Raw genomic sequence first — 24296 nt, 5'->3', positions numbered from 1 at the left:
ATACTATGTTTTCCTCTGTAAACGCTGTGCACTTCGCTCTGCAAAGGCACACATTCTTGTCTATTTTAGCATAAATAAACAGAAAAGTATATCGCTGTCCATCAGAATCCTACGGCCGAACAATTACAGCAAAACAGCCGATATACTACATTTCATATATCGGCTGTCTCTTGACAGGCGGCTCAATCCTCTGTTGCCCGAAGTCGTTCCACAACTGTATTTCTACACATATTCCGATAGCACATTTCCGGAACAATGACAGAAATCAAGAGAAGGAACGGAATACATATCACAATCGGCAGAAGTGTGAAATGCCAGCTAAACATCCACATTTGTCCTGCCACTGCCTCAACGAGAAAATACCCGATTGCGGTTCCCGCACTGGCGCTTACTAATATGGTTAAGACTCCATAGACGATCCCTTCGTCTCTTAACATTCTCCGCAATTGTTTTCCTGTCATCCCGATTGCCGCAAGCATAGCAAGCTCCTGTCTGCGCGAAAGAATCGAGGTCACTGTCACATTCACGAAATTCAGGATTCCTATCAATGCAAGCACCGCGCTTAAAATTCCTCCGGCAATGACAAATACCTGCTTCACACCTTCAAATTCTTTCTGATAATCCGCTTTTGTTCTCTGTGCCAAATCTGGATTGACTTTTTCACAGTAGTCTGCCAGCCACTTTGCGATCTCCTCTTTTTGCCCGTCCTCCGCGTCAAAAATCGTCCGCATAGGTTGCTTTATTCCAGACTGCTTTTTCAACTCTGTGTCCGGCAGTATAAAGCTTTCCGGTATCAGTGGAAAATGCTGTGTTCCAAGCGCCATTGGCATCTGCCCTACATAAAGCACCTCGTATTCCTTAGACTTTCCTTCCTCAAATTCCAGCGTCACCTTATCTCCCGCCTTTAGAAACGGACTGTTGAAGGATACCTCTGCTTCTGTACTGTCCATTGCATTGACAATGACATAGTCTCCGGTGCAGAATTTTTCCCAGTCTATCTCTTTTCCTCCGGAAAGCTGTATTTTCTCTGCTGCTACTTTATTTACCCCATAAATGTCTATATCTGTTGCTTTTTCTTCTCTGACATAATCGAAGGATTCTTTGAGCATGCTGTCTCCAAACCAGTCCGCATAAGCCGGATCCGCCATGATTTCTTCCAATCTTTCCCATTCTGTATCGGAGTAATAATGGTAATTGCCGCAGACATAAATATTGCCGATATTTTTTACTCCTTCCTGTTCTTTTAGCTCTGTAAGAAATTCTTCCGTCACTCCCTCATACTCCACATAGGAAGCGCTCAGATTCACCATACTGGAATCTGTTACCATGTAATCAGAGACCATATACGAGGAAAGAAACTTATCCATGTCAAATCCAGTCACAATTGTATATGCGCTGTTTAGAAGAATCAAACTCAATGACAACGAAAATACAACCAATACCAATTTTTTTGTATTTCGTTTCAGGTTTGAAATCGCCATATGAAACGCGGTTGCTTTCTTTGTTTTTTTCGTTTTCTTCCTTTTTCTTTTCTCTGTAAAGCGGACTGCTTCAATCGGAGACACTTTCGCGGCCATTCTGCATGGCTTGATACAGCTTATATAGACTGTCAGAATCGTAAATGCCGCAGAGCCCAAAAAGATCAATGGATTAGCGGAATAATACATCGTTATTCCGTCCAGCATATTGACGACAAAGGGGGTAAAAAATCTCCCCGTCAGCCATCCGATAAGAAGCCCTGCCGGAATCCCCAGAAGGCAAAGCTGCCACGCCTGTTTTCTCACGATTTTCTTCAACTGTCTTCCCGTTGTCCCTATCGTTTTAAGCAACCCATAAAAACGAATGTCACCAAAAATACTCAAGTAGAAAATATTATAGATAATCAAATATCCCGAGAGCATAATTACTCCAAGCAGAACAACGATAAGCAGAATGGAACCTGCATCTACAGAAGAAAACCCATATGCCCAGTTAATCCCTGCCTTTGTCTTATCCGCGTCAAAGCCGCAGCGCTGCGTCAATTCCTCTGTCTTCTTTTCAATGTCAAAAGAATTAGAGAAATTAAAGTTTACATTCATATAGCCGCTGTGATCCGTCTGGTCTGTCTCATAGAAGGGAGTTGTCTCTACAGGCGCCACCTTATCCGCCCATTTTCTCGACACTAATATCTCCTGTGCACGAGAAACCGAATCCCCCTCCCAGTAACCGCACAGCACAAATGTCTTCGTCTGTACGGCGCCATGTATCTGTATGTCCAGAGTCACTTTCTCTCCCAGTTTATGCTGTATCCCCAGTGCGTCCAGTACAATCGTACTCATCGCCGCCTCATCTTCCTTTTCCGGCATATTTCCGACTGTCGGATAGGAAAAGCTGTGCTTTGCATCCAGAGGCTCAAAGTAACGTACCTCACCTTGTATTTTGTTCAACTGCGGGTTCGTTGTAACGCCTACCATAATATTGTAGGATACATCCTGTATTTTCTCATCCTGCTTTACAATCTCATATTCCTCCTGTGTCATGTTTTTATATCCCGCATGGGTACTTCCGCCAACCTGACGCATAGTAGACTCGGTATTGCTTTTTATCAGGCTGCCACCTACAGAGAATACCGTTGTAAACAGAACTGTCGTCAAAAGAATCGCCGCAAGGCTGATCACGTTTTTCTTTTTCCTAGACTTTAGAATCCTCTGTGAGAGTTTTTTTAAGACCTTCTGATTTCTCACTCTACTCATAGGATTCACCCCTTATTCTGCCGTCTTCAATTCGAATAATCCGATCTGCCATCTGTGCAATCTCTTCATTGTGTGTAATCATAACAATAGTCTGACCAAATTGTTCGCTTGTCACTTTCAAGAGACTTAAGACGTCCTGGCTGGTAACCGAATCCAAATTGCCGGTCGGTTCATCGGCAAGCAAAATCGCCGGTTTTGCCGCAAGCGCCCTGGCGATTGCAACTCTTTGCTGCTGCCCGCCGGACAACTCACTTGGCAGGCTTCCCAGTTTATTTGCCAATCCTAATACCTGGACAATCTCCTGGACAAACATGGTATCTATATGGTTTCCGTCCAATTCAATCGGCAGTGTAATATTTTCCTCTACATTCAACACTGGAACAAGATTGTAGCTTTGAAAAACGAATCCAATCTTTCTTCTTCGGAAAATACAGAGAGCATCATCCTTCAATCGAAAAATATCCTTTCCATCCACCAGCACCTTTCCGGAGGTTGGTCTGTCCAGTCCTCCCAGCATATGCAGAAGCGTTGACTTACCGGAACCGGAAGTTCCTACCACCGCTACAAACTCTCCCCGACGGATGGATAAAGATACCCCATCCAATGCACGAACCTGGTTTTCCCCACTTCCATAGTATTTTTTCAAGTCTCTTGCCTGTAAAATTGTCTCCATTCTTTTCGCCTCCTTGATGTAAAAAAGCCAGACGCCGGCGAACACGCAGGCAGCTCCCATGCAGTGTACGCCGACGCCGTCTTCTATTATCTGACTTTATCACAGCAATCTTTCTGTGTACTTTCTCAAATCTGTCATTTTCGAAAGATTTCCCAGGCGGACTCTTCCACATTCAATAACATTTCAAAAATACAGAAAATTCCGTTCCGCCTTCTTTTGGAGAAGTTACTTTGATGTAGCCCCCTTCTTTTCTTAAAATCTCTCTCGATAAATATAACCCCAGTCCCACACCCTCCTTTTCACTGAATCTGGGACTTCTGTAAAACCGTTTAAACAACAGAGGGGCTTCCTCCTCTGTCACTCCAGGCCCTTCATCTTTTATACAAATCCGCACAAAAAATTCATATGGTACGATCCGAATGACTATCTTACTGTTTTCTTCTGTATATTTCAAGGCATTATCCAAAATATTATAGATCGCCTCTTCAGTCCATTTCTTATCAAAACACGCCAAAAGCGTATCCGACCACCCTATCTTTTCTATCTGAATTCCTTTTAATTTTTGTTTCTTCTCCCCTCGCTCCACTACCTCCTCGAGAAGTGGAATAAGAGACTGTACCTCCGGCAGCACCTGAATAGTGTTGGTTTCAAGCCGGGACATTTTTATTAGAGACTGTATCAGAAACTCTAACCGTTCTGTCTCTTTTAAAAGGTGTTCCGCCAGTTCTTTCTCCTTGCTGCCCTCAAGTCTTTCCTCTAAAATCTCTCCATACAAGAGAATATTTGCTATCGGTGTTTTCACTTGATGCGAAATGTCCGAGACAAGCTCCTGTATGGACTGCCGTTCCTTTTCGAGCGCCTCTCTGTTAAGCACAGAAGCGCTCAAAAACCGCATCCATTTTGATTCTAACTTTGACAATTCACTCTCATCATAATCCGATTCCGTAAATGTCCCCGCCAAAGCTTCATCCACCATCTTATTCAGGATCTCAAATGTCTTTCTCCTAACGAACCTGTCCATAGCTTCTTTCTTATTCCCTTTCTATCTCCATACATATCCAATCCCATAAACATTCAGTATATGCTGCGGCTTAGAGGGATTATCCTCTATCTTTCCCCGCAGCCTGCTGACTGCTACAGAGAGTGCGTTTTCTTCCACAAATTCCGTTCCGTCCGGCCAGATTTTTTCCAGCATACGTTCTTTTGGAATTGTATTTCCCCTGTTTTCAAGCAAGATTTTTAAAAGCTTCTGTTCTGTTCGGCTTAGAAGCACCTCTCGTCCCTCTTTTATGAACTTCATTTCATTTGTATCCAGATATAATTTCTCATCTTTGTATCTTCCTCTTGCGTACTCTGCATTTTCTCTTTCTCTGCCAAGCTTTATCAGATTCGAAATCCTCGCTCTTAAAACAGCAAGACTAAAAGGTTTTGTCACGTAGTCATTGGCCCCCAGTTCGAACCCCATCACTTCATTCATTTCCAGATCATTTGCTGTCAAAACCAACACCGGCTGATCTGTTATACTTCTGTATTCTTTTAGAAATTCATACCCGCTGCCGTCTGGAAGGTTTAAGTCCAGTATCACAAGGTCGAACCTCTTTTTCTCTTCATAGATGCTTCTCCTGGCTTCGGCAAGTGTACTGCACCCTGTAAAATGATAGTCCTCTCCGCCAAGCCCGATGGCAATCCCCTCATTCAATCCTTTGTCATCCTCTATTATTAATATTTCTGCCATTTTTCTATCCTCTTTTTGCTGCATTTTCAATAATCTTGTCGGGCGAAGCCCGCCTTCCCGAAGGGAATGTATTACGGGATGCCCTTTCGGGTATACCTTAGTATACCATGTCATCTGGTAAAAATCTAAAAATAAACCTGCTGTCGTCTTATATTTCTATCTTGAGCCTGTATATAAATTGTGATAGAATGTCCACAGACAAAGCTGAAAATTCGCAGCAGTTCAGCCTCCCAGTTGATTGTTACAAAAATTCGATATTTTAAGAAAGGAGTCGTCTGCCATGAAGCATATTCCCAACACAGGAATTAAGCCGTCAGTACTTCACGAAATTTGTTTTCTTGCCCAGAAACATCATTTAGAGAAAGTACTGCTGTTTGGCCCCAGGGCAGAAGGTACGTTCTCTGCCAAGAGCAGTATCCAGCTTGCAGTCAGTGGACGGCATACCGCTGCATTTTCTCTCGATGTAAGAAAAACAGCGCCGACATTTCTTAAAATCGAAATCACTGTTCTGGAGAATCCCCTTTCAAAAGAGCTTCTTCAGGAAATCAAAAAGACAGGAATTCTCCTGTACGAAAAGAAATCACGTTTTGACGCCGTATAGAAATAGAAAGGAAAGAACTATGTTTCGTTTATGGGGAAAAGAATTTAAAGACAATCGAATGCTTAGAGACACTGTAATCTGTGACGAAACAGATGACACCCGCACGCATAAAATTTTCAATGCGCTGGATGCCATCTGTTACGAATTTGATTTAAGCAAGCCAATCTGGCTGGATTCAACTATTTCTGAGTTTAAACGGCATGATAAAGCACGTTTTTACCAGGATAACTTTGTAGATTCTATTGACTTCGATTATCTGGAAATTCAAATTATAGAGGAATAACTACATTCACTCTTTTATCATTCATTTCTTATCGCGGCAAGCGGACTTAGTCGCATCGCTCTTTTTGCCGGAAAATAGCCTGCTGTCATCCCTACTAACACAGCGAAAGCAAGAGCAGCTAACACAAGCCACAGTGGTATATAAGAAATATTTCCGTCCAGCCCTACAGTGCTTCCATTTCCAGTCAGGAAGTTAATCACAAAAGACATCAAGAAGCTTAGTACACTTCCAATCACACCTCCTACAAATCCAATAAATGCCGCCTCTAGCAGAAACATCTGTTTGATATTTTTCAGACTGCACCCAATCACTTTCATAACACCTATCTCTTTTGTTCTTTCATAAATAGACATCATCATTGTATTTGCAATTCCTATCGCTGCCACGAGCAGGGATACCGCACCAATACCTCCCAACACCGCCTGTACCATTGCAAACTGTTTCTTCATGCTTTCCATGTATTCTGCATTTGTTGTTACATTGTAACCCATCTCCCGAATCTGTGCTGAAAGCGCATCTACTTCTCCCATGTCATCTGCCTGTACGGTTGCCGAAGAATACACAAACTTGCTGTAAGGTTTTCCTGACTTCGTACTTGGCTGTCCAGGAATCACACTTCCTCTGAATTCTTTTTTCAGCATCTCTTTTAATGTGTCCAGATCGCAGTATACATAATAATAATTCGCGTTATATGCATTGACATCTCCTTCTATTACTCCACTTGCCTTTACCACATATTTTTTAGCCGTTTTCTTCTGTGCAGAAGCTGCACTTCCGTCCTGTCCGTTTTCCCCGTTCTCTCCACCGGTTCCCATATCTGTGTTCTCCTGAGACTGAAAATAGGTACTTTCATCTAGGATAAGAAACATCTGGTCTTTCATAAAATCAATATCCGGAAGCTCACCCGTATCCCAGTATCCCTTGCCTGTAGATTCTTCATAGAAGGACTGGATAACCCCGTTTCCCACTACAAGATCTAAATTCCGGCTGTCCGGATCCGGCAACGTTCCGCCTGGCACCAGATCCATTTTCAACTGTTTTAACCCTTCCGGCGTCATCCCCCTTAATTCCAGATAGCCGATATATTTTCCTTTCAGGGCTATTGCATTCATGCTGAGAACCGGCTCGGCGCTTTTTACATGTTCCATCTCCCTTAGCTGCGCAATCACTTCATCTGTAATATATTTATCTGACTCCTCCTCACTTCCCAAAGAAGAACTGTACATACCAGTATCAGTCTGCTTTCCTGTGACAGTCAAGCTTGTCATCCCCCCAGACTGTTCAATTTCTCTGTACACAGATTCCTGCATACCTAGACCAAGAGAAATCATCACCACAATCGAGGCTGTTCCGATTACCACCCCAAGAATTGTCAGAAATGTACGAAGCTTCCGGCGCCTAAGGCTCGATATGCTCATCCTCAATAAATCGGTCCACCTCATCTAACAACTCCTCCTCTTCCATGGCTGTCTTCTTTTTCTTTCTCACCTTAACTACTATCACCACTACAACTACAATCACCAGAAGCAGAACAATCAAAAGGATAGGCAGGAGGGGGAGCCCTTTTTCCTCTTCCTGCGTCATCATAGCTGACATATCTGCCGGTTCTGCCTGTGCAGTCACTCCCAGAGAAAATTCTTTTTCTACTGTAGAGGCTTTTCCCGCTTCATCTTCATAGCTTACTACCATTTTACATTTGGTATTTTCTGTTGTCTCAGAGGTCCCTGTCACAATCCCGTCAATTGTTCCTGTCGCTCCTGATTCCAGATTTCCTATAAAAATTTCATCGCCTTCGATCCCGTCTCCCTGAAATTTTGCCTTTACATTATATAATTTAATCCGTCCTGTGTTGTATAAGCTGCAGGTGATATTTGCCTCTTCCCCCACTGCAATACTTTCGGGGGCAGCCTTAATCTCACTGAATTCGAACCGTGCAGCCTGTTTTACTGGAATCGCCAAACTGGAATTTCCCTCGTACTGTGTCTGACTTCCATCCTCGTATTTCATCGACATTGCAATGCTGTACGGCTTCTGTACCAAATCCGCCCTTGCATTCAGCTCAATTGCAATATCTCTTGTCTCCCCTGCCGGAATACTCTCCAAATAAACAGAACTAGAACCAGAAGAGGGAAGAAACGCGGGCGCTTCTGCCGCTGCTTCCGTACCGGAGGAGGGCGCCTGGAAATCGAACAACATGTTGGATACTCCTGTCCAGGACGCCGTATTTTTTACATGTACCACCAGCTTGAAGTCACTCCCCGCCTTCACTTCCCCCGGTTCTGTACTAAAGCCGGTCACAATGACGCGAGGTACGGACGCGTTCCCTGAACCGCCGCCTGACACTACGGGATCGCTGTTGACTATGCCTCCACCGTCCATTCCGTATGTCTGTATGCCGCTTCCGTCGTCTCCTGTTCCTGACGGTTCACCTTCCCCGCCGTTTTGCGTTCCACCCTGCTCCTCTGTCTGTTTTGCAACGGTTTTCACATAGACATACTTGTTCTCTTTCTCCGATTTGCCATCTTCCGATTCATATTTGACCTCAAAATCTAACCGGTAAGATTTGCTCTCTACATCTGAGCGCACCTGAAAGTCCCAGGATACAGTTTTCGCCTCTCCTCCTGCCGGTATTTCTCCCAGCTCCTGCTCATAATTCATACTGTCAATATCAAACGGCCAGGACGCCGCATCTTCAAGGACAGGCGTTACCGTCACATTTTTCGCCGGCGCTGTCCCTTGATTCAATATATTAAGCTCCAGTTTCACCTTCTCTCCTGCCTTATATGTAGGTGTATTCTGTCCTTTTCCCACAGAAAGTTTAATCTGCGGAATTGCCGCATCTCCTGCTCTGACTCCCGCCGGCGCAAATATTCCTGCCATTAATAAAGCCGCGCAGAGCAGGCTTGCTGTCCTTTTAATCAATTTCATGGTTTTTCCCTCCTAAGTTTTCTATCTTTACAATTTTCCCATCTATAATATGGAATACTCTGTCTGCATATTCTGCGAGATGATTGTCGTGTGTTACCATAACAAGTGTCCGTTTCTGTTCCTGCACAATTTTTTGCATCAGCCGCATGACCTCTTCCGAAGTATGAGAATCCAGATTACCTGTAGGCTCGTCAGCAAATATAATTTTGGGATCCGTCACGAGCGCGCGCGCCACTCCCACTCTTTGCTGCTGTCCGCCTGACATTTGATTTGGCATGTGCTTCTTATGCTTCTTAAGACTCATAAGATCCAACATCCTATCCGCTTTTTTCAAACGGATATCTCGCGCTTCCCCTCTGAAGCTTAACGGCAGAGCGACATTTTCCAATGCAGTCATCGTTCCGATTAAGTGAAAGGACTGAAAAATAAATCCCACATTTTCTCTCCTAAATTTTACCAGTTCGTCCTCTTTCAATCCCTCTATATGATGTCCGTCTATCACGATCTCACCTTTCGTCGGCTTCTCCAGGCCCGCCAGCATATTCAAAAGTGTGGATTTTCCAGAACCAGAAGTTCCGACAATAGCGCAGAATTCTCCTTCGTATATCTCAAAGTTTACCCCGTCTAACGCCCGTACAGCAGAGTCCCCGACACGGTACAGCTTATATAGGTTTTTCACTTCTATAATTTTTTTCACACCGCCCCTCCTTCATCTTTCCTTTTTCCCGATCTTCTGTTTCGGATACTTATTCCTTTTCCAGTCTATAGAAAAGATTGAAATATTTGTATGGGAATTTGTTTAAGAATTTCTTAAGATCGAAAATACTTTTTCCCGCTTCCTGGATTTGCTATAATGTTGTCTGGAACTGTTCATAATTTACATAGAAAAGGAGCCTGCCTATGACTATCCGATTTGTCCGCTTATCTGATACAGAAGATTTGCTGAAAATTTACGCTCAGTATATTGATACTCCTATCACATTCGAAGAGACCCTTCCTTCCATAGAAGAATTCCAAGAACGTATCCGGACGTTTTCTGCATTTTACCCTTATCTTGTCTGTGAGGAAGATAAGAAAATCATAGGATACGCCTATGCACACCGCCAGATGGAACGTGCTGCTTATCAGTGGAACGCAGAATTATCTATTTATCTGGATGAGAATTATACTTCCAGAGGATTCGGACAAAAATTGTACCGACTCTTAATCGCACTGCTCCAAGAGCAGGGGGTGCATACTGTTTACAGTGGGATCACTATTCCCAATAAAAAAAGTGAACACCTGCACACTGCTCTGGGCTTTTCTTGTCTTGGAACCTATCATAATACAGGATATAAATGCGGAAAATGGCGAGATGTGTCATGGTATGAAAAGGCGCTCCTCCCTTATGAAGGAACGCCTGCACCTGTTCTTTCTATACAGGAAATACCTAAAGAAAAAAGAGAACAGCTTATCCAAACCTTTTCTGCCAGAGAAAGAGATAAATAGCCGCCGCAATACCGCAAAGCGGTAAAATTTCCTTATTGCGGCGTGCGCATCCCCAGAGGGTTTTATTGTATAGGAAACAAAGTTTCCTAGTACAATAAAAAATCCCTGCATGATTACAGTGCTAAACTGCTATATCATACAGGGAATCTCCGTAAAGCAGATGACGGGAATCGAACCCGCCTCCCCAGCTTGGGAAGCTGGTGTTCTACCGATGAACTACATCTGCACGGAAAATATTATAATACTTTCACATTAAAATTGCAAGTATTTTTCAGAACCACGTTTTACAAGCTTTGGATTTACTGTATGCCTTCTAATGATATATCTGTCCGATCCTCTCTTTTCCTTGTCTTCATATCGCTTTTCTAAAATATGCATCGCCTCATATCCCATCTCATAGATAGGTCTTGCCACAGATGTCAGGCGAATGTCCGTATATTCCAGTTCCTTTATTTCATCAAAACAAACCATGGAAATGTCTCGTGTCAGCTTCATGCCCTTTTCCTGCATATATCTCAAGCAGCCTAGTGTTGTCATATTATTACAGGAAAAAACCGCGGTTGGAGGTTCCTTCTGTTCCATGAGTACTTTCATTGCACAATAGGCGCCTTCTTCCTTAAAGCCCCCTCTGACAATGTAGTTCTCATTGATTTCAATGTTATGCTTTTTCAGTGCTCTTTTATATCCTGCACAGCGGTCATATCCTGGTTTTGATGTTTCCGGTCCGGTTATAACACCGATTTTTTTGTGTCCTTCCTCAATCAGACACTCTACTGCCTCACAGGCACTTTCTACATCATTTGAAAAAACGCCGTCAAATTTGCAGCCACGAATATCTCTATCCACCAGTACAATTGGAATTCCCTGCTGTTCAAATCGTTTCAGAAATTCTACTGTCTCTTCATCCTTCTCGGATACCGGCGTGATAATCAGCCCCATTATCATTTCTAGTTTTAGATTTTCAAGAACTTTATGTTCACGCTCTGTATTTTCATCAGTACCAAACATGAAAACATTATAGTCCTTCTCTATTGCACAGTCTGAAATACCATGCAGTACCTTGCTGAAAAAAGGATTCTCAATATCAGGAACCAGAAACGCGATATTCCGCGACACTCCCACACTTAAGGATCTGGCAAGCAGGTTGGGTTTGTATGCCTTGCCTTCTATCACCTGAAGCACCTTCTCCCTGGTATCCTTTTTTACATTGTCTCTATTGTTTAATACTCTGGAAACCGTAGACGGCGACACTCCCGCTTCTTTTGCTATATCATAGATATTCATGAAAACACCTTTCCTTCGCCCTATTTGGCAATTATTTAGCTTTTTACAAGATAGCAACAATTTGAGAATATGTCAACTATCATAAAGCGGTATTTTATTACTACATATCCTCTTTTTACAAAGACACACGCATTCTTGTAAAGAGAGGGGCACTGATTACAAAATACTGAGAGATTTCGTCGAAAAAAAACAGGCTGTATACACCTTAAAGTTTAACTCTCCCCCGTCTTTCGGAATACCGAAAAACGAGGGGTTATATTTTCTAAACTGTACTATCCTTTTTTCCTTGCCTTAAGCATATCCATTGTTACTGCCAAAATAATCAGTACACCACTTGTAATCGACAGTACATGCGTATTTAATCCAAACTGCACTCCTGCATTATTAATTAACGTCATCAATATAGTACCCAAAATCGTCCCCGCTACTGCACCTCTTCCTCCTGTCAGTGATGCACCTCCGATAACAGCCGCCGCGATGGCATTCATTTCATATCCTTCTCCACCTGTCGGCAGTGCACTCTGTACACGTGCTGCAAGCATAATTCCGGCAATGCCATACAGCAGACCTGCAAAAGCATATACGGTGTAAAACATACCGCGTACTTTGATACCACATAGCTTTGCTACCTCTACTCCACTGCCTATTACATACAAGTTCCGTCCGAAGATAGTAAATTTAAGAACAAGAAAGATGATCACTGATACAATCACCCAGAAAATAGCAAGAACAGGTAAAATACCGCCGATATTTGTATTTCCCATATCCAGAAGCCTCTGATCCAGGCCGCTGACTGTAAGGGCACCGCTTATAATCTTTACAGTACCATATATGATTGTCTGTGTACCTAAGGTGGCAATCATAGCCGGAACCTGGAATTCATATACGATAATTCCATTTACCAGACCACAAATGACGGATACGACTACCGCTATAATCAGTGTCAGGAAAAAGTTTACATCTGTATCTCTCTGCAAGAGCGCAAGAACCATACAGGATAACCCTGTAATAGCGCCGCAGCTTATATCAATGCCGCCTGTAATAATAATCATTGTCTGCGCTACTGCCAGTACACCGATGATCGCACATTGTTTCATCAGGTTTGTAATATTATATACTGTACAGAAATTATCTGTCCCTACTGTGGCAACTATAAACAGCGCCACTATAATAATGCCAAGCGTAAATTCCGTCTTTTGGAACACGCTGGTCAAAGAACTGTTTTTTCCTTTTTTTGCATGATTCATAATGACCCTCCTAACCTTCAATGGATGCCCGTTTCAGAACATCTTCTTCTCTTAAGCCTGCCAGTTCTTCCCCTGCAAATTCGCCTGTTATCTTTCCTTGCGCCATAACAATCAACCGGTCAGACAGCCCCATAACTTCCGGCAGGTAAGACGAAATCAGAATAATGGATTTCCCTTGTGCTGTCAGTCCTTCCATAATTTTATAAATTTCTTCCTTTGCCCCCACATCCACGCCGACTGTAGGTTCATCAAAAATCAGGACATCCGGATCGCAGCACAGCAATTTTGCAATAACGACCTTCTGTTGATTTCCTCCTGACAGGTTACCCACAAGCTGCATTACACTCGGTGTCTTGACATTTACACGTTTTGAATAATCCTCTGCCCTGTTGTTTTCCTCCTTCAGAGAGATCACGCCGCCTTTGCTTATCATTTCGTAGGAATTCATATTGATATTCGTCTTAATTGGAAGTTGAAGTGCGAGCCCGTCTGTCCGCCTGTCCTCTGTCAGAAAGCTGATTCCGTATTTCATAGCATCGCTTGGATTTTTGATGTTCACTTTCTTCCCTTTTACATATACATCACCAGACAGCCTTTTTTCCACTCCGCACAGCGCACGCATAATTTCACTTCGGCCTGCTCCAACCAATCCGACAAATCCTAGGATCTCGCCTTTCTTCAAGCTGAAATTAATATTTTTAAAATGTTTGCTGTCTGTAAAATTCTCAATTTTTAAGATTTCTTCTCCCGGAACCTGATGTTTGATATTATAAATATCTGACATTTCACGTCCTACCATCATGGCAATCAGAGAATCCTTCGTCACCTCTGAAATTGGTTTTGTATCCACATATGTACCATCTTTTAAAACTGTAACTGTATCACAGATATCCATAACCTCTTCCAGACGATGAGAAATATAGATAATACTGACTCCCCTTTCTTTCAGCTCTGCTATAAACTTGAAAAGAATATCTACTTTTTCATTTTCCAGAAGTGCTGTAGGTTCATCAAAAATTACTACCCTGATGTCATCATTTACCGATATTTTGCTGATCGTCACCATCGCCTGCATAGCAATCGGAAGGGTTTTTATTTTCTCATTCGGATTAACGTTCATCTCAAATTTATCGATAATCTTCTGGCTGTCTTCCTGCATTTTCCTCCAGTCCACCATTTTGAGTTTTGTCTTAGGCTGTCTGCCCAGGAAGTAATTTTCAGCAATGCTTAAATCCAAGGCAATATTGACATGCTGATAATTGGCGAATACACCGTGACTCTGCGCTTCCAACGCGTTGGCATTGACTATCCATTCTCCGTTATAGTTCATCGAAACCTTTCCCTCATCTGGTTTCTCGACTCCCATAATACATTTGATGAGTGTGGATTTTCCCGCACCGTTTTCACCGCATAGAGCGTGAACTTCACCTTTTTTAATCTCAAAACTCACATTGTTCAACGCTGTGACGCCAGGATAAAATTTGCTTATGTGGTCGATCTTCATAATTGTCTCGCTCATAATTCCATCCTTTCTGATAACAACGGGAGGCAGCGGCAAATCTCACCAATTTCCTACAGCCTCCCTAGATTCATCAAACTACTATTCTGTTCCAAGCACCTTTCTTATTTCTGCAGTCGTGTCGGGTCAAGCAGATCCTGCATTTCCTCCTCATTCATGTTATCCTTTGTGATAACTACTGGCGGGCAGTTTACCTGTTTTTCACTTTCCGGATTTTCTCCGTTAATCAGCGTCAGAATCGCATTTTCCATACATTTATATCCCTGTGCGTAAGCATCCTGCACAATAATCGCATCCAGATAACCACCCTCCAGGGCTGCTATCTCTGTATCATCAGAATCTACCGCAACATTTACGATCTTATCTGCAATTCCAGAACCTTGTACAGCAAGACACACGCCGTCGCCTGTAATATTATTTCCGGAGTACATACCCATCAGTTTGTCTCCATATGTAGAGATGATATTTTCAGCATTAGACTGTGCTGTTTCTACTACGTTTCCATTATAATATGTATCTGTCATTTCCAATCCCGGTGCGTTCTCTTCGATATATGCACGGAAGCTGTCAACTCTGTGGTTCAGCGCTTCGTTTTCAACATTTGTATTCATCCCAAGAACGCCTTCTTCTGTTGAAATGCCTTTTTCTGCTGCAATGTCAAGGAATGCCTCTGCTGCCATCTCTCCAATGGTATCGTTAGAGCAATAATAGAACTGATTGTATGCTTCTTCATGGGCCCCGTCATCTCCCACACCAAGGCCACAGTTTACAAAATTCAGCACGATTCCTGCATTTGTAGCTTCCTGTGCTTTTGGAACTGTCGCATCAATCGCCAGTGTCGCTGTCACAATCGCATCTGGCTGCTTTGCAATACACTGCTCAAATGCCGTTACATATTCTTCTGTCTGGCTTTCCTCTGCCGGCCCTACTGTTGAGAAATCAATTTTTACGCCATGTTCTTCTTCCATATCTTTCATGGCATTTTCAATTCCAATTCCTACATAAGTCCAGAACTGGGAAGCCGTAGAAGGAGTCAAATATACGATTGTATAAGTTTCTCCGTCTCCTCCTCCAGAAGCTTTGCCGGAATCTCCACCCTTACTGCACGCCGCAAGAGAAAGCACCATTGTTCCCGCTAATACCGCTGCTACCAACTTTTTCATTTTCATAAGTTTTCCTCCTTTTTATTTTACTTAAATTGTCACCCGACAATAAGCGTTTGAATTTCTTTTTACAAAACACCTTTCTGCATAATAAAGCATCCATATGGCTGTCTCTCACTGGTGCATACAGTTACATAGGCTCTTCCTGCTTTTTCATAAAATTTCGTTCTCTCAATTTCTCCTACCTGCCCTGCACTATATCCGTTCTTTTCTACAGCGGCAATCGCGTCATCCCATACCTTCGGTCTTTCCATTGTGATGCCCGCATCCTTGTCCGGCACCATATACTCTACCGGATGTTCACAATACTCTACATCCAGCGGCATAAGCTGCAAAATAGCTTCAATCATCTCCGGCGCCGTATTTCCTTTCGCCTGAATACTGATCCCGCCAGGAGTTTTTGTAACCGGCGGGTAAAAGTCGTCTGCAATTACAATCAAATCGCCGTGTCCCATGTCTGCAAGCGCTTTCAGCAGGTCGGATCCAATTCTTGTTGGAATACCTTTTAACATTTCTCTTCCTCCTTTTTATATATGAATCTTTAATGTGTTTCTAAAAATTTCCTAATCTCTTCTAGTTTCGGCATAGACGGGGTGGTTCCCATTTTTTGTACAGAAAGCGCTGCGAGCCCGTTTGCAAATCGTACCGCCTCCCATATGTCTTTTCCTTCGGAGAGTGCTGCAAGTAACCCTCCATTAAATGCATCTCCCGCCCCAGTCGTATCTACCGCGTCTACTTTAAATGCAGGAACAATTTCTTCTCTTCCATCTGATGAAACAAATACTCCTCTTGAACCAAGCGTAATAATCACTTTTTGTACACCTTTTTTATAGAAGTATTCCGCCGCTTCATGTGCCGATTCAAGACTATCTACATGTACTCCTGTCAGCTCTTCTGCTTCTACTTCATTTGGCGTAACCATATAGGCTTTTGATAGAAACTCATCACTGATTTTTGCATACGGAGCTGTATTAACAATCACTTTACATCCGTACCGGTTTGCCATATCTGCAACCAACTCATTTGCATCCTGGTTTACTTCTAACTGAAGCAGAACATATTCACTTTCTTTTATAACGTTTTCAATTTTTGCTACTTCCTCCGGCGTAATCGTGTTACATGCACCAGGTACAATGATAATTTCATTCTGACTTGTGTTCTCATCCACCAAAATCAATGCAATTCCCGTTTCTACATCATCTGAATAAAAGAGACTCTCTTTCGTCATCCCCAATTCATCCATTGTGTTGAGCGCCACATCCGCGAAACTGTCTTTTCCCAGTTTTGTTATCATCACAACGTCTGATCCTGCTTTGTGAGCAGCTACACACTGATTGAAACCTTTTCCTCCCGGCCCCATTTTGAAGACGGAACCTTTTACCGTCTCCCCTGGAACTGGCAGATGAGGACTTCGTGCCATCAAATCTACTACAAAACTGCCAAATACAACAACCTTGCTCATTTTGCACCCTCCCGTTTTTCAATTTTCTGTTCTGTTTCTATGAAACATTTTTTGAAACCGCTTTCACTTTTCTTAAGTCAACCATACCATTTAATTCCAATATAGTCAATCCAAAACTCACTATCATTCATTAAAACGTCAATTTTCATATAATTTTATATTATTTTTTGTATATTTTTACCATTTGCCCCCCCCCTATAAAAATAAAAGCGGTTTCAGTTGTTTTTCTGTTTTGTCTATGGTATAATAATCATAAATTAAGGTATCTGTCAGTACAGAACCAAAATACGTACCATTATCTAATTTTATTTATGGAATACAGGAGGAGAATAATGAATATTGCAAAGAAAATCGATCACACTATGTTAAAAGCAGATTCTACAAAGGAAACGATCATCCGTTATTGTCAGGAAGCCAGGGAGCATGGGTTTGCGTCTGTCTGCGTAAACACCTGCCATGCTGCGCTTGTCGCTTCAGAGCTAAAGGGAACAGATGTCAAAACCTGCTGTGTTGTCGGCTTCCCTCTAGGAGCTATGATGACATCCGCAAAAGCTTTTGAGGCCTTAGAAGCTGTAAAAGCAGGTGCCTCTGAAATCGATATGGTTATCAATATCGGTGCTGTGAAAGACAAAGACTGGGATTTTGTAAGAGATGATATTAAAGCGGTAGTAGACGCCTCCAAACCGGCAATCGTCAAAGTCATAATTGAGACCTGCCTTTTGACAGAAGAGGAAAAAAGAAAAGCATGCCAGCTTTCCGAGGAAGCGGGAGCAGCTTTTGTCAAGACTTCCACTGGCTTTTCCACTGGCGGAGCAACCATCGAAGATATAAAACTGATGAAAGAAACAGTCGGGGATCGTTTACAGGTAAAGGCAAGCGGCGGTATCCGCACCCGCGCATTTACAGAAGAATTAATCGCAGCAGGGGCTGACAGAATCGGAGCCGGCAATGGAGTGATTCTGCTATAAAAATGAAAGATTCCATAGAACAAAGTGTCTTCGACACTTCAGCCCCCTATCCCCCATTCATGGGGGAATTAGGGGTTTCTTTTTGTGTTAGTTTCCTGCATAATAGTCTTATGAATATTTTACAGAAGATTTTTAAAGACCATTATGAAGAAATGATTTATATTTTACATCCCCGTATCTCTGTTATTGAGAATGTTGAAAAAATGATTCACTGCGGTGACCCTTCTTTCGGCGGCGCAATGTACCACTGTCCCCACTGCGCAGAATGGAAGTTCGTTCCCTTTCGCTGCCACAGCCGCTTTTGCCCTACCTGCGGCAACATGTATTCCATCCACCGTACCACTTCTATGTCTTTTAAGCTCCTTGCCTGCACTCACCGCCATTGTGTCTTCACTATCCCTGAACAGCTTCGCCCTTTCTTCCTCCACAACCGTTCTCTTCTTAACTGCCTTTTTTCCGCAGTCCAAAGTGTTATCTTCCGCTTATTTTCTAAGGTGAATACATCCAAAAATTTTACTCCCGGTTTTATTTGCGTCCTTCATACTTTCGGTCGTGACCTGAAATGGAATCCACATATTCATTGTCTTGTTACCCAAGGCGGGCTTAGCCACGATAATTTTTGGCGCAAACTCTCTCATTTCAACTTCTCTTTTCTGCGCAGCGCCTTTTGTACCGCACTCCTCAATTCACTTCATCAGCAGCTTGGTCCCTCTTTTAAAAAAATGAAAGCTTTTTGCTATCAACACTGCAGGAACGGCTTTTATGTTTATGCCAAACCCAATCTTTGCAACCCCTATGCTGTCTCCAAATATATCGGTCGCTATCTCGGTCGCCCTCCCATTGCCACTTCCCGCATTGATGCTTACAATGGCGATTCCGTCACCTTTCATTACAACCGCCATGAGGATGAAAAACTTGTTGTTGAAACACTCCCTGCCTTGGACTTTATCTCCCGCCTGATTCAGCACATCCCAGAAAAGCACTTTAAAATGATTCGCTACTATGGTCTTTATGCAAGGCACCGCGAATCAGACAAACTCCTTTTCCGGGCTATTTCCCAAAAAGCCCGTCCTTTTCTCCTTAGCTTCAACAAATGGCGCTGCTCCATCATAGCCTCTTTCGGCTATGACCCTTTAAAGTGTCCTAAATGTGGCAAAACCATGCTCCTCCTTGAAATTTACTACAACCATCATCCTGTTTCTCTGCAAGAATTATACGAAAAAGCAATGCGAAAGTACCTGCCCCGTTCTCCTGCTAAAAGTAAATTTCTTTTATCTCCTTTTCATTCGTGATACAATCAGAATATCAAGTATGAAACGGAGGCAGCATTCCCATGAAACCCATAAGTGAGCATGAACTTGCAGAGAAACTCAGGAAGCAATACATCGAATCTCCTCCGGAAGGTATGACCCCTTATGATATTAAATACATGAGCGACAGTGACCTTCTGGATATGGATTATTTTCTACATGAATTTGATGACGATGACGATTTTGAAGAAGAAGATTTTTATCTTTTCTAATATCGTCTATTTCCCATGCCCATTTTTTTAGTGGACTATTTTTTCTCTTTTTCTAAAAGGGAGAACTTTCCTAATATTGAACAAAGTGGGCAAGCCCACTTTGCGCGCCGCCGCAATACCGCAAAGCGGTAAAATTTCCTTATTGCGGCGTGCGCATCCTGCCCGGAGGGCTTTTCATATAATAGGAAATTTATCGAAATTTCCTATTATATAAAAAACTCCTTTGAGAAGAAAACTTTCATGCTATCCTTCTTCCCAAAGGAGTTTTTTTAATCTTCTATCTGCCAGTCAATCGGTTCTATACCATGTTCTTCTAGAAAACGGTTTGTCTGACTAAATGGCCGGCTGCCAAAAAAGCCTCTGAATGCAGAGAGTGGGCTTGGATGTGCAGCCTCTAATATCAAGTGCTTCGGATTGCGCAGCATCCGTTTCTTTCTCTGTGCCGGAGAGCCCCACAAAATAAACACCATCGGTCGCTCCTGCCTGTTCAGTGCGAGAATTGCCGCGTCTGTAAATTCTTCCCAGCCAATCCCGCGATGGGAATTTGCCTGGTGTGCCCTTACAGTCAGCACTGTATTGAGCATCAACACCCCCTGCTCCGCCCACTTTGTCAGGCAGCCATGATGCGGGATTGTACATCCCAGGTCATCATGCAACTCCTGATAAATATTTTCCAGCGAAGGAGGAATTGCTACTCCTTTCTGCACTGAAAAGCATAGTCCATGCGCCTGTCCATAGTTATGATATGGATCCTGTCCAAGGATCACAACTTTCACATCATGAAGCGGCGTGAGATGGAATGCATTGAATATGTCCTTTGCCGGCGGAAAAATCCTCTTTGTTTTATATTCCTGATTTACTGTTTCAAATAGTTTTTTATAATAGGGCTTTTTGAATTCTTCTTTCAGCGCTTCATACCAGTCGCCATTTAATCCTGCCATGCCGTTATTATTCCTCCCTTGTATATTTTTCTGTTGTATAGCCTTATAGATGATTCTATATAGAAACCTGTCTTTTTTGCACTATAGACGGACAGAGACCCCTTCTTTTCTCAAATACTCTTTTACCTCCCGTATTTCAAGCTCCTTATAATGAAACAGCGAGGCTGCCAGCACTGCATCTGCCTTTCCTTCTGTCAGAGCTTCTTTAAAGTGTTTAAGCTGCCCCGCGCCTCCAGAAGCAATCACTGGAATCGACACATGCTCCGCAATCGTATGCGTCAATTCCAAATCATACCCCGCCTTTGTTCCATCACAGTCCATGCTTGTAAGAAGGATCTCACCTGCTCCTAACACCTCCACCTTCTGCGCCCATTCTACTGCATCTATACCTGCATCAATTCTTCCGCCATTTTTGTAGATATTCCAGCCGCTTCCGTCTGCTCTTTTCTTCGCGTCAATCGCGACAACCACACACTGACTGCCAAATTTTTCTGCTGCGTCCTGTATCAATTCCGGAGTATTAATCGCGGAGGAATTGATCGAAATCTTGTCTGCCCCTTCCCTTAAAAGAACACGAAAATCCTCTACCGTACGGATTCCGCCTCCCACTGTAAATGGAATGAACACGCACTGCGCCACTTTTCTTACCATATCTACCACCGTCTTGCGCGCATCAGACGATGCTGTAATATCCAAAAACACCAATTCATCCGCCCCTGCTGTATCATAGGCCCTGGCAATCTCCACCGGATCTCCGGCATCTTTTAAATCTACAAAGTTCACTCCTTTTACGACTCTTCCTGCATGGACATCCAGACAGGGGATAATTCTTTTTGTAAACATAGCCTCCCGCCTCCTGTTAAAGCTCCACAAAATTTTTCAGTATCCTCAAGCCTACTTCACTGCTTTTCTCCGGATGAAACTGACACGCAAACAGATTGCCCTGTTCTACAGATGCGTCAATAGACACGCCATACTGCGCAGAAGCCTTCACAATCTTCTCATTTGCTGCCTTCAGATAATAGGAATGTACAAAATACACAAACGCACCTTCCTCTATTCCCTTAAAAAGCCTCCCTTCGTTTTTTAGACAAAGGGAATTCCATCCCATATGCGGAATTTTCATACCTTCTTTCTGCGGAATCCGTAAAATTTTTCCTTCCAGGATACCAAGTCCTTGTACTCCCGGCGCCTCTTCACTGCTTTCAAACAAAACCTGCAGCCCCAGGCAGATACCCAGAAAAAGAGTTCCCCTGTCAACTACTTCCCGAATTACCTTGTCCAGCCCACTCTGCCTTAGATTCCTCATTGCATCTCCGAACGCGCCCACGCCAGGAAGAATCACTTTATCCGCCTTTTCAATCTGTTCCTTCTCACCTGTTACAATTACCTCTTGTCCCAAATGTATAAGCGCTTTCTCCACGCTCTTTATATTTCCCGCATCATAATCAATTATCGCAATCATGTTCCTCACACCTCACTGAAGCTCTTCGTATTTTACCTCATTTCCCTTTCCATGTAAAGCTTGGCCTTCCACAGCCCCCTCTTTCTTCTCCTGTCCGTAATGCTCATTTTTAACGCAGTCTTCGCTCTTTATGCTTACGTCTGGTTCCAATTCAAACCAGAATTCCACTCCATTGTCAAAATTTTGTACTCCATATGCCTGATGGAAAGATTCCATGATCGCCTTTACAATAGACAGACCAATGCCGTTCCCTCCATACTCTCTTGTATGCGCCTTGTCCACTTTATAAAACTTGTCCCACAGCTTTGAGACATCCTCCTTAGGAATCGGCTTTCCACTGTTAAATACAGTGATCCTAACTGTATCCTGTTTTGGAAGCACGCGGATTTCTATGCGCTTCTCATTTTCCACATGATGGATCGCATTCGTCAGATAATTGCGCACTACCTGCTCTGTTTTAAACTCATCTGCCCAAACATAAACGGCAAGATCTGCTACAAAGGATACCGACGCCTCTGCCTGCTGAATCAAGATATCACAGCTTGCTATTACTCCACGTATCAGCCCTACTATATCAAACCGTTCAAACTCCAATTCATCCGATCCGAACTCCAACTGATTCAGCGTCAGAAGATTTTTCACCATCTGGTTCATCTTCCCTGCCTCGTCCATAATTACATCACAATAAAATTCACGACTTTCCGGATCGTCGTTTACCCCCTCTTTCAGCCCCTCTGCATAGCCTTGAATAAGCGCAATGGGCGTCTTTAGCTCATGGGAAACATTTCCCAGAAATTCATTGCGCATATCTTCGATCTTTTCTTTCTGTTCAATGTCCTTTAACAGCTTGTTGTTTGCACTCTTTAATTCTGACACTGTCTTTTCCAGACGTTTCGACATGATATTGAAGCTCTCTCCCAGAACTCCGATTTCGTTGCTTCCTCCACTTGTATATTTTGCGTTAAAGTCCAGATTTGCCATTCTTCTTGACAGTTCTGCGAGCTCTAAAACCGGCTTTGTAATCTTTTTAGAGAAAAACCAGACTAAAATTCCTCCCAGCACAATTCCTGTAATCCCCATATAAACCAGAAATTTATTTGCCAGACTCGCGCTTTCTCTAATACTTTCTAAGGGACTGCGCATCGTAAAAAAAGAACCGTCTGAAAAATATCCCCACATCTCCAGGTAATCTGTCTTGTTCGCCGTATCTGTCGCTTTTAAAATCTGATATGCATCTGTACTTTCCAGCACAATCCCGTCTCCTTGATTTTTATCAAAGAAATAGCCCAGCATTCTGCCAAACAGCAGACCTCTTTCGTCCTTGATAGTAGAAAAGATAATATTTCCCCCTGCCGTATCCATTATAGAAATATCAATATTTGTCTTCTCTGACTGATTCAGCACCTTGTCCTTTACACTTTCAGATGTAAATTTCCCGTCCGAAAGAGCCCTGTTAATCACCTCATAGGTATCCACCAGATCTTTTTCCTTGTGCGCCACATAGTACTGTCCAAGAAATCCAGAATTGATTACAAACATTCCTGCCAGAATCAACACGATCAGTCCGATAAAAATAGCAGTAATCTGGCTCCTGATTGACCATTTCATTCTTCTACCTCAAATTTATAGCCCATTCCCCAAATCGTTTTGATATACTCTCCCTTGTCTTTTAACTTACTCCGCAATTTTTTTACATGCGTATCAATCGTCCGTGCATCTCCAAAATAATCATAATTCCATACATTGTTTAAAATCTTCTCACGTGACAGCGCAATTCCTTGATTTTCCATAAAATATGCAAGCAGCTCAAACTCCTTAAAGCTCAGATCTGTCACCTGTCCGTCGAGCTTCACAATATGTGCTGCTTTGTCTACCACTATGCCGCCGGCCTCGAGCAGCTCTCCTGCGGCGCTCCCCATCGTGCGCCTTAAAATAGCGCCCACACGTGCCACCAGAATCTTCGGACTAAAGGGCTTAGATATATATTCATCCACCCCTAATTCGAATCCCTGTAATTCATCCCGTTCCTCTGAACGTGCCGTCAGCATAATAATCGGTACCTTTGATTCTTCCCGAATCTCCCTGCATACCTGCCAGCCGTCCATTTTAGGCATCATAACATCCAGAATCACCAGTGCAATATCTTTCTCCTCATAGAAAATATCCATTGCTTCCACGCCATCTCCTGCCTCCAGCACAATATAGCCTTCTCTGACGAGAAAATCTTTTACCAGCTTCCGCATCCTGCTTTCATCATCTACAACCAAAATTTTTGCTCTTTCCAT

The 24296-nt window shown here is 43.0% G+C and carries 24 protein-coding genes and 1 tRNA gene; 6 read left to right on the top strand and 19 right to left on the bottom strand.

Translation table 11 applies throughout. The features are described 5' to 3' along the window. Positions 1–182 precede the first annotated feature (182 nt). From ACZ5C4_RS03435 to ACZ5C4_RS03420, 4 genes are all read right to left on the bottom strand, one after another. Positions 183–2732, bottom strand: a complete 2550-nt coding sequence (locus tag ACZ5C4_RS03435; protein ID WP_464519805.1) for an ABC transporter permease — start codon at positions 2730–2732, stop codon at positions 183–185. Beyond that, a complete protein-coding gene (locus ACZ5C4_RS03430; protein ID WP_464519804.1) occupies positions 2725–3405 on the bottom strand; it encodes an ABC transporter ATP-binding protein in 681 nt (226 codons plus the stop codon). The genes ACZ5C4_RS03435 and ACZ5C4_RS03430 overlap by 8 nt, the downstream gene beginning before the upstream one ends. A 172-nt stretch (positions 3406–3577) precedes the next feature. Then, on the bottom strand, positions 3578–4426 hold the full coding sequence (locus ACZ5C4_RS03425) for a sensor histidine kinase (RefSeq protein WP_464519803.1): 849 nt from the start codon (positions 4424–4426) through the stop codon (positions 3578–3580). A 21-nt stretch (positions 4427–4447) separates the two neighbouring features. Next, positions 4448–5140: a response regulator transcription factor gene (locus ACZ5C4_RS03420; RefSeq protein ID WP_464519802.1), complete on the bottom strand. Its 693-nt coding sequence runs from the start codon at positions 5138–5140 to the stop codon at positions 4448–4450. Positions 5141–5420: 280 nt separating this feature from the next. Here ACZ5C4_RS03420 and ACZ5C4_RS03415 point away from each other — a divergent pair, with 280 nt between their 5' ends. Next, entirely contained in the window at positions 5421–5741 is a 321-nt protein-coding gene (locus ACZ5C4_RS03415) for a nucleotidyltransferase domain-containing protein (RefSeq protein ID WP_464519801.1), read from the top strand. Positions 5742–5760: 19 nt separating this feature from the next. Next, entirely contained in the window at positions 5761–6024 is a 264-nt protein-coding gene (locus ACZ5C4_RS03410; RefSeq protein ID WP_186876447.1) for a hypothetical protein, read from the top strand. A 17-nt stretch (positions 6025–6041) separates the two neighbouring features. Here the strand turns inward: ACZ5C4_RS03410 and ACZ5C4_RS03405 are convergent, their stop codons facing one another. The 3 genes from ACZ5C4_RS03405 to ACZ5C4_RS03395 are packed head-to-tail and all read right to left on the bottom strand — an operon-like array spanning position 6042 to position 9649. Beyond that, positions 6042–7466, bottom strand: a complete 1425-nt coding sequence (locus tag ACZ5C4_RS03405) for an ABC transporter permease (RefSeq protein WP_464519800.1) — start codon at positions 7464–7466, stop codon at positions 6042–6044. Next, complete coding sequence (locus ACZ5C4_RS03400; protein ID WP_464519799.1) at positions 7423–8952, bottom strand: COG1361 S-layer family protein; 1530 nt, start codon at positions 8950–8952, stop codon at positions 7423–7425. The genes ACZ5C4_RS03405 and ACZ5C4_RS03400 overlap by 44 nt, the downstream gene beginning before the upstream one ends. Beyond that, the gene (locus ACZ5C4_RS03395; protein WP_464519798.1) at positions 8939–9649 is read right to left on the bottom strand and encodes an ABC transporter ATP-binding protein; all 711 of its coding nucleotides are present in this window, start codon (positions 9647–9649) and stop codon (positions 8939–8941) included. Before ACZ5C4_RS03395 ends, ACZ5C4_RS03400 begins: the two co-directional genes overlap by 14 nt. Positions 9650–9852: 203 nt before the next feature. Between ACZ5C4_RS03395 and ACZ5C4_RS03390 the strand changes: the two genes are divergently transcribed. Further along, entirely contained in the window at positions 9853–10440 is a 588-nt protein-coding gene (locus ACZ5C4_RS03390; RefSeq protein WP_464519797.1) for an N-acetyltransferase family protein, read from the top strand. 155 nt (positions 10441–10595) lie between these two features. Here ACZ5C4_RS03390 and ACZ5C4_RS03385 read toward each other — a convergent pair. The 7 genes from ACZ5C4_RS03385 to rbsK all read right to left on the bottom strand — a co-directional run bounded on the left by ACZ5C4_RS03385 (position 10596) and on the right by rbsK (position 17115). Further along, positions 10596–10666, bottom strand: a tRNA-Gly gene (locus tag ACZ5C4_RS03385). 26 nt (positions 10667–10692) lie between these two features. Then, positions 10693–11724 carry a LacI family DNA-binding transcriptional regulator gene (locus ACZ5C4_RS03380; protein WP_464519796.1) on the bottom strand — a complete coding sequence of 344 codons (1032 nt, stop codon included), beginning with the start codon at positions 11722–11724 and terminating at the stop codon, positions 10693–10695. A 272-nt stretch (positions 11725–11996) separates the two neighbouring features. Further along, on the bottom strand, positions 11997–12971 hold the full coding sequence (locus ACZ5C4_RS03375; protein WP_464519795.1) for an ABC transporter permease: 975 nt from the start codon (positions 12969–12971) through the stop codon (positions 11997–11999). Between the two features lie 10 nt (positions 12972–12981). Further along, positions 12982–14490: a sugar ABC transporter ATP-binding protein gene (locus ACZ5C4_RS03370; RefSeq protein WP_464519794.1), complete on the bottom strand. Its 1509-nt coding sequence runs from the start codon at positions 14488–14490 to the stop codon at positions 12982–12984. A 104-nt stretch (positions 14491–14594) separates the two neighbouring features. Next, positions 14595–15659 carry a substrate-binding domain-containing protein gene (locus ACZ5C4_RS03365; protein WP_464519793.1) on the bottom strand — a complete coding sequence of 355 codons (1065 nt, stop codon included), beginning with the start codon at positions 15657–15659 and terminating at the stop codon, positions 14595–14597. Between the two features lie 62 nt (positions 15660–15721). Further along, on the bottom strand, positions 15722–16165 hold the full coding sequence (locus ACZ5C4_RS03360; protein WP_464519792.1) for an RbsD/FucU family protein: 444 nt from the start codon (positions 16163–16165) through the stop codon (positions 15722–15724). Between the two features lie 29 nt (positions 16166–16194). Next, complete coding sequence (gene rbsK, locus ACZ5C4_RS03355) at positions 16195–17115, bottom strand: ribokinase (protein ID WP_464519791.1); 921 nt, start codon at positions 17113–17115, stop codon at positions 16195–16197. A gap of 332 nt (positions 17116–17447) precedes the next feature. Between rbsK and deoC the strand changes: the two genes are divergently transcribed. The 3 genes from deoC (at position 17448) to ACZ5C4_RS03340 (ending at position 19605) form a co-directional block, all read left to right on the top strand. Next, the gene (gene deoC / locus ACZ5C4_RS03350; RefSeq protein ID WP_464519790.1) at positions 17448–18083 is read left to right on the top strand and encodes a deoxyribose-phosphate aldolase; all 636 of its coding nucleotides are present in this window, start codon (positions 17448–17450) and stop codon (positions 18081–18083) included. 110 nt (positions 18084–18193) lie between these two features. Further along, entirely contained in the window at positions 18194–19375 is a 1182-nt protein-coding gene (locus tag ACZ5C4_RS03345; protein ID WP_464519782.1) for an IS91 family transposase, read from the top strand. A gap of 41 nt (positions 19376–19416) precedes the next feature. Beyond that, positions 19417–19605: a hypothetical protein gene (locus tag ACZ5C4_RS03340; protein WP_186877231.1), complete on the top strand. Its 189-nt coding sequence runs from the start codon at positions 19417–19419 to the stop codon at positions 19603–19605. Positions 19606–19874: 269 nt separating this feature from the next. Here the strand turns inward: ACZ5C4_RS03340 and ACZ5C4_RS03335 are convergent, their stop codons facing one another. From ACZ5C4_RS03335 to ACZ5C4_RS03315, 5 genes are all read right to left on the bottom strand, one after another. After that, complete coding sequence (locus ACZ5C4_RS03335; RefSeq protein WP_464519789.1) at positions 19875–20546, bottom strand: uracil-DNA glycosylase; 672 nt, start codon at positions 20544–20546, stop codon at positions 19875–19877. 81 nt (positions 20547–20627) lie between these two features. Continuing rightward, a complete protein-coding gene (hisF, locus tag ACZ5C4_RS03330; RefSeq protein ID WP_464519788.1) occupies positions 20628–21389 on the bottom strand; it encodes an imidazole glycerol phosphate synthase subunit HisF in 762 nt (253 codons plus the stop codon). A 16-nt stretch (positions 21390–21405) separates the two neighbouring features. Next, on the bottom strand, positions 21406–22011 hold the full coding sequence (hisH, locus tag ACZ5C4_RS03325; RefSeq protein ID WP_464519787.1) for an imidazole glycerol phosphate synthase subunit HisH: 606 nt from the start codon (positions 22009–22011) through the stop codon (positions 21406–21408). 12 nt (positions 22012–22023) lie between these two features. Then, positions 22024–23619: a sensor histidine kinase gene (locus ACZ5C4_RS03320; protein WP_464519786.1), complete on the bottom strand. Its 1596-nt coding sequence runs from the start codon at positions 23617–23619 to the stop codon at positions 22024–22026. Then, on the bottom strand, positions 23616–24296 hold the full coding sequence (locus tag ACZ5C4_RS03315; RefSeq protein ID WP_464519785.1) for a response regulator transcription factor: 681 nt from the start codon (positions 24294–24296) through the stop codon (positions 23616–23618). Before ACZ5C4_RS03315 ends, ACZ5C4_RS03320 begins: the two co-directional genes overlap by 4 nt.

Source organism: Mediterraneibacter flintii (genome assembly GCF_055387595.1).
Note: the sequence above shows the minus strand (reverse complement) of the source record. Positions and strands in the feature narration are given on the sequence as shown.

Coding starts and splice junctions, on each gene's coding strand:
- ACZ5C4_RS03435 (WP_464519805.1), bottom strand. CDS start 2,732: ATGAGTAGAGTGAGAAATCAGAAGGTCTTAAAAAAACTCTCACAGAGG.
- ACZ5C4_RS03430 (WP_464519804.1), bottom strand. CDS start 3,405: ATGGAGACAATTTTACAGGCAAGAGACTTGAAAAAATACTATGGAAGT.
- ACZ5C4_RS03425 (WP_464519803.1), bottom strand. CDS start 4,426: ATGGACAGGTTCGTTAGGAGAAAGACATTTGAGATCCTGAATAAGATG.
- ACZ5C4_RS03420 (WP_464519802.1), bottom strand. CDS start 5,140: ATGGCAGAAATATTAATAATAGAGGATGACAAAGGATTGAATGAGGGG.
- ACZ5C4_RS03415 (WP_464519801.1), top strand. CDS start 5,421: ATGAAGCATATTCCCAACACAGGAATTAAGCCGTCAGTACTTCACGAA.
- ACZ5C4_RS03410 (WP_186876447.1), top strand. CDS start 5,761: ATGTTTCGTTTATGGGGAAAAGAATTTAAAGACAATCGAATGCTTAGA.
- ACZ5C4_RS03405 (WP_464519800.1), bottom strand. CDS start 7,466: ATGAGGTGGACCGATTTATTGAGGATGAGCATATCGAGCCTTAGGCGC.
- ACZ5C4_RS03400 (WP_464519799.1), bottom strand. CDS start 8,952: ATGAAATTGATTAAAAGGACAGCAAGCCTGCTCTGCGCGGCTTTATTA.
- ACZ5C4_RS03390 (WP_464519797.1), top strand. CDS start 9,853: ATGACTATCCGATTTGTCCGCTTATCTGATACAGAAGATTTGCTGAAA.
- ACZ5C4_RS03380 (WP_464519796.1), bottom strand. CDS start 11,724: ATGAATATCTATGATATAGCAAAAGAAGCGGGAGTGTCGCCGTCTACG.
- ACZ5C4_RS03375 (WP_464519795.1), bottom strand. CDS start 12,971: ATGAATCATGCAAAAAAAGGAAAAAACAGTTCTTTGACCAGCGTGTTC.
- ACZ5C4_RS03370 (WP_464519794.1), bottom strand. CDS start 14,490: ATGAGCGAGACAATTATGAAGATCGACCACATAAGCAAATTTTATCCT.
- ACZ5C4_RS03365 (WP_464519793.1), bottom strand. CDS start 15,659: ATGAAAATGAAAAAGTTGGTAGCAGCGGTATTAGCGGGAACAATGGTG.
- ACZ5C4_RS03360 (WP_464519792.1), bottom strand. CDS start 16,165: ATGTTAAAAGGTATTCCAACAAGAATTGGATCCGACCTGCTGAAAGCG.
- rbsK (WP_464519791.1), bottom strand. CDS start 17,115: ATGAGCAAGGTTGTTGTATTTGGCAGTTTTGTAGTAGATTTGATGGCA.
- deoC (WP_464519790.1), top strand. CDS start 17,448: ATGAATATTGCAAAGAAAATCGATCACACTATGTTAAAAGCAGATTCT.
- ACZ5C4_RS03345 (WP_464519782.1), top strand. CDS start 18,194: ATGAATATTTTACAGAAGATTTTTAAAGACCATTATGAAGAAATGATT.
- ACZ5C4_RS03340 (WP_186877231.1), top strand. CDS start 19,417: ATGAAACCCATAAGTGAGCATGAACTTGCAGAGAAACTCAGGAAGCAA.
- ACZ5C4_RS03335 (WP_464519789.1), bottom strand. CDS start 20,546: ATGGCAGGATTAAATGGCGACTGGTATGAAGCGCTGAAAGAAGAATTC.
- hisF (WP_464519788.1), bottom strand. CDS start 21,389: ATGTTTACAAAAAGAATTATCCCCTGTCTGGATGTCCATGCAGGAAGA.
- hisH (WP_464519787.1), bottom strand. CDS start 22,011: ATGATTGCGATAATTGATTATGATGCGGGAAATATAAAGAGCGTGGAG.
- ACZ5C4_RS03320 (WP_464519786.1), bottom strand. CDS start 23,619: ATGAAATGGTCAATCAGGAGCCAGATTACTGCTATTTTTATCGGACTG.
- ACZ5C4_RS03315 (WP_464519785.1), bottom strand. CDS start 24,296: ATGGAAAGAGCAAAAATTTTGGTTGTAGATGATGAAAGCAGGATGCGG.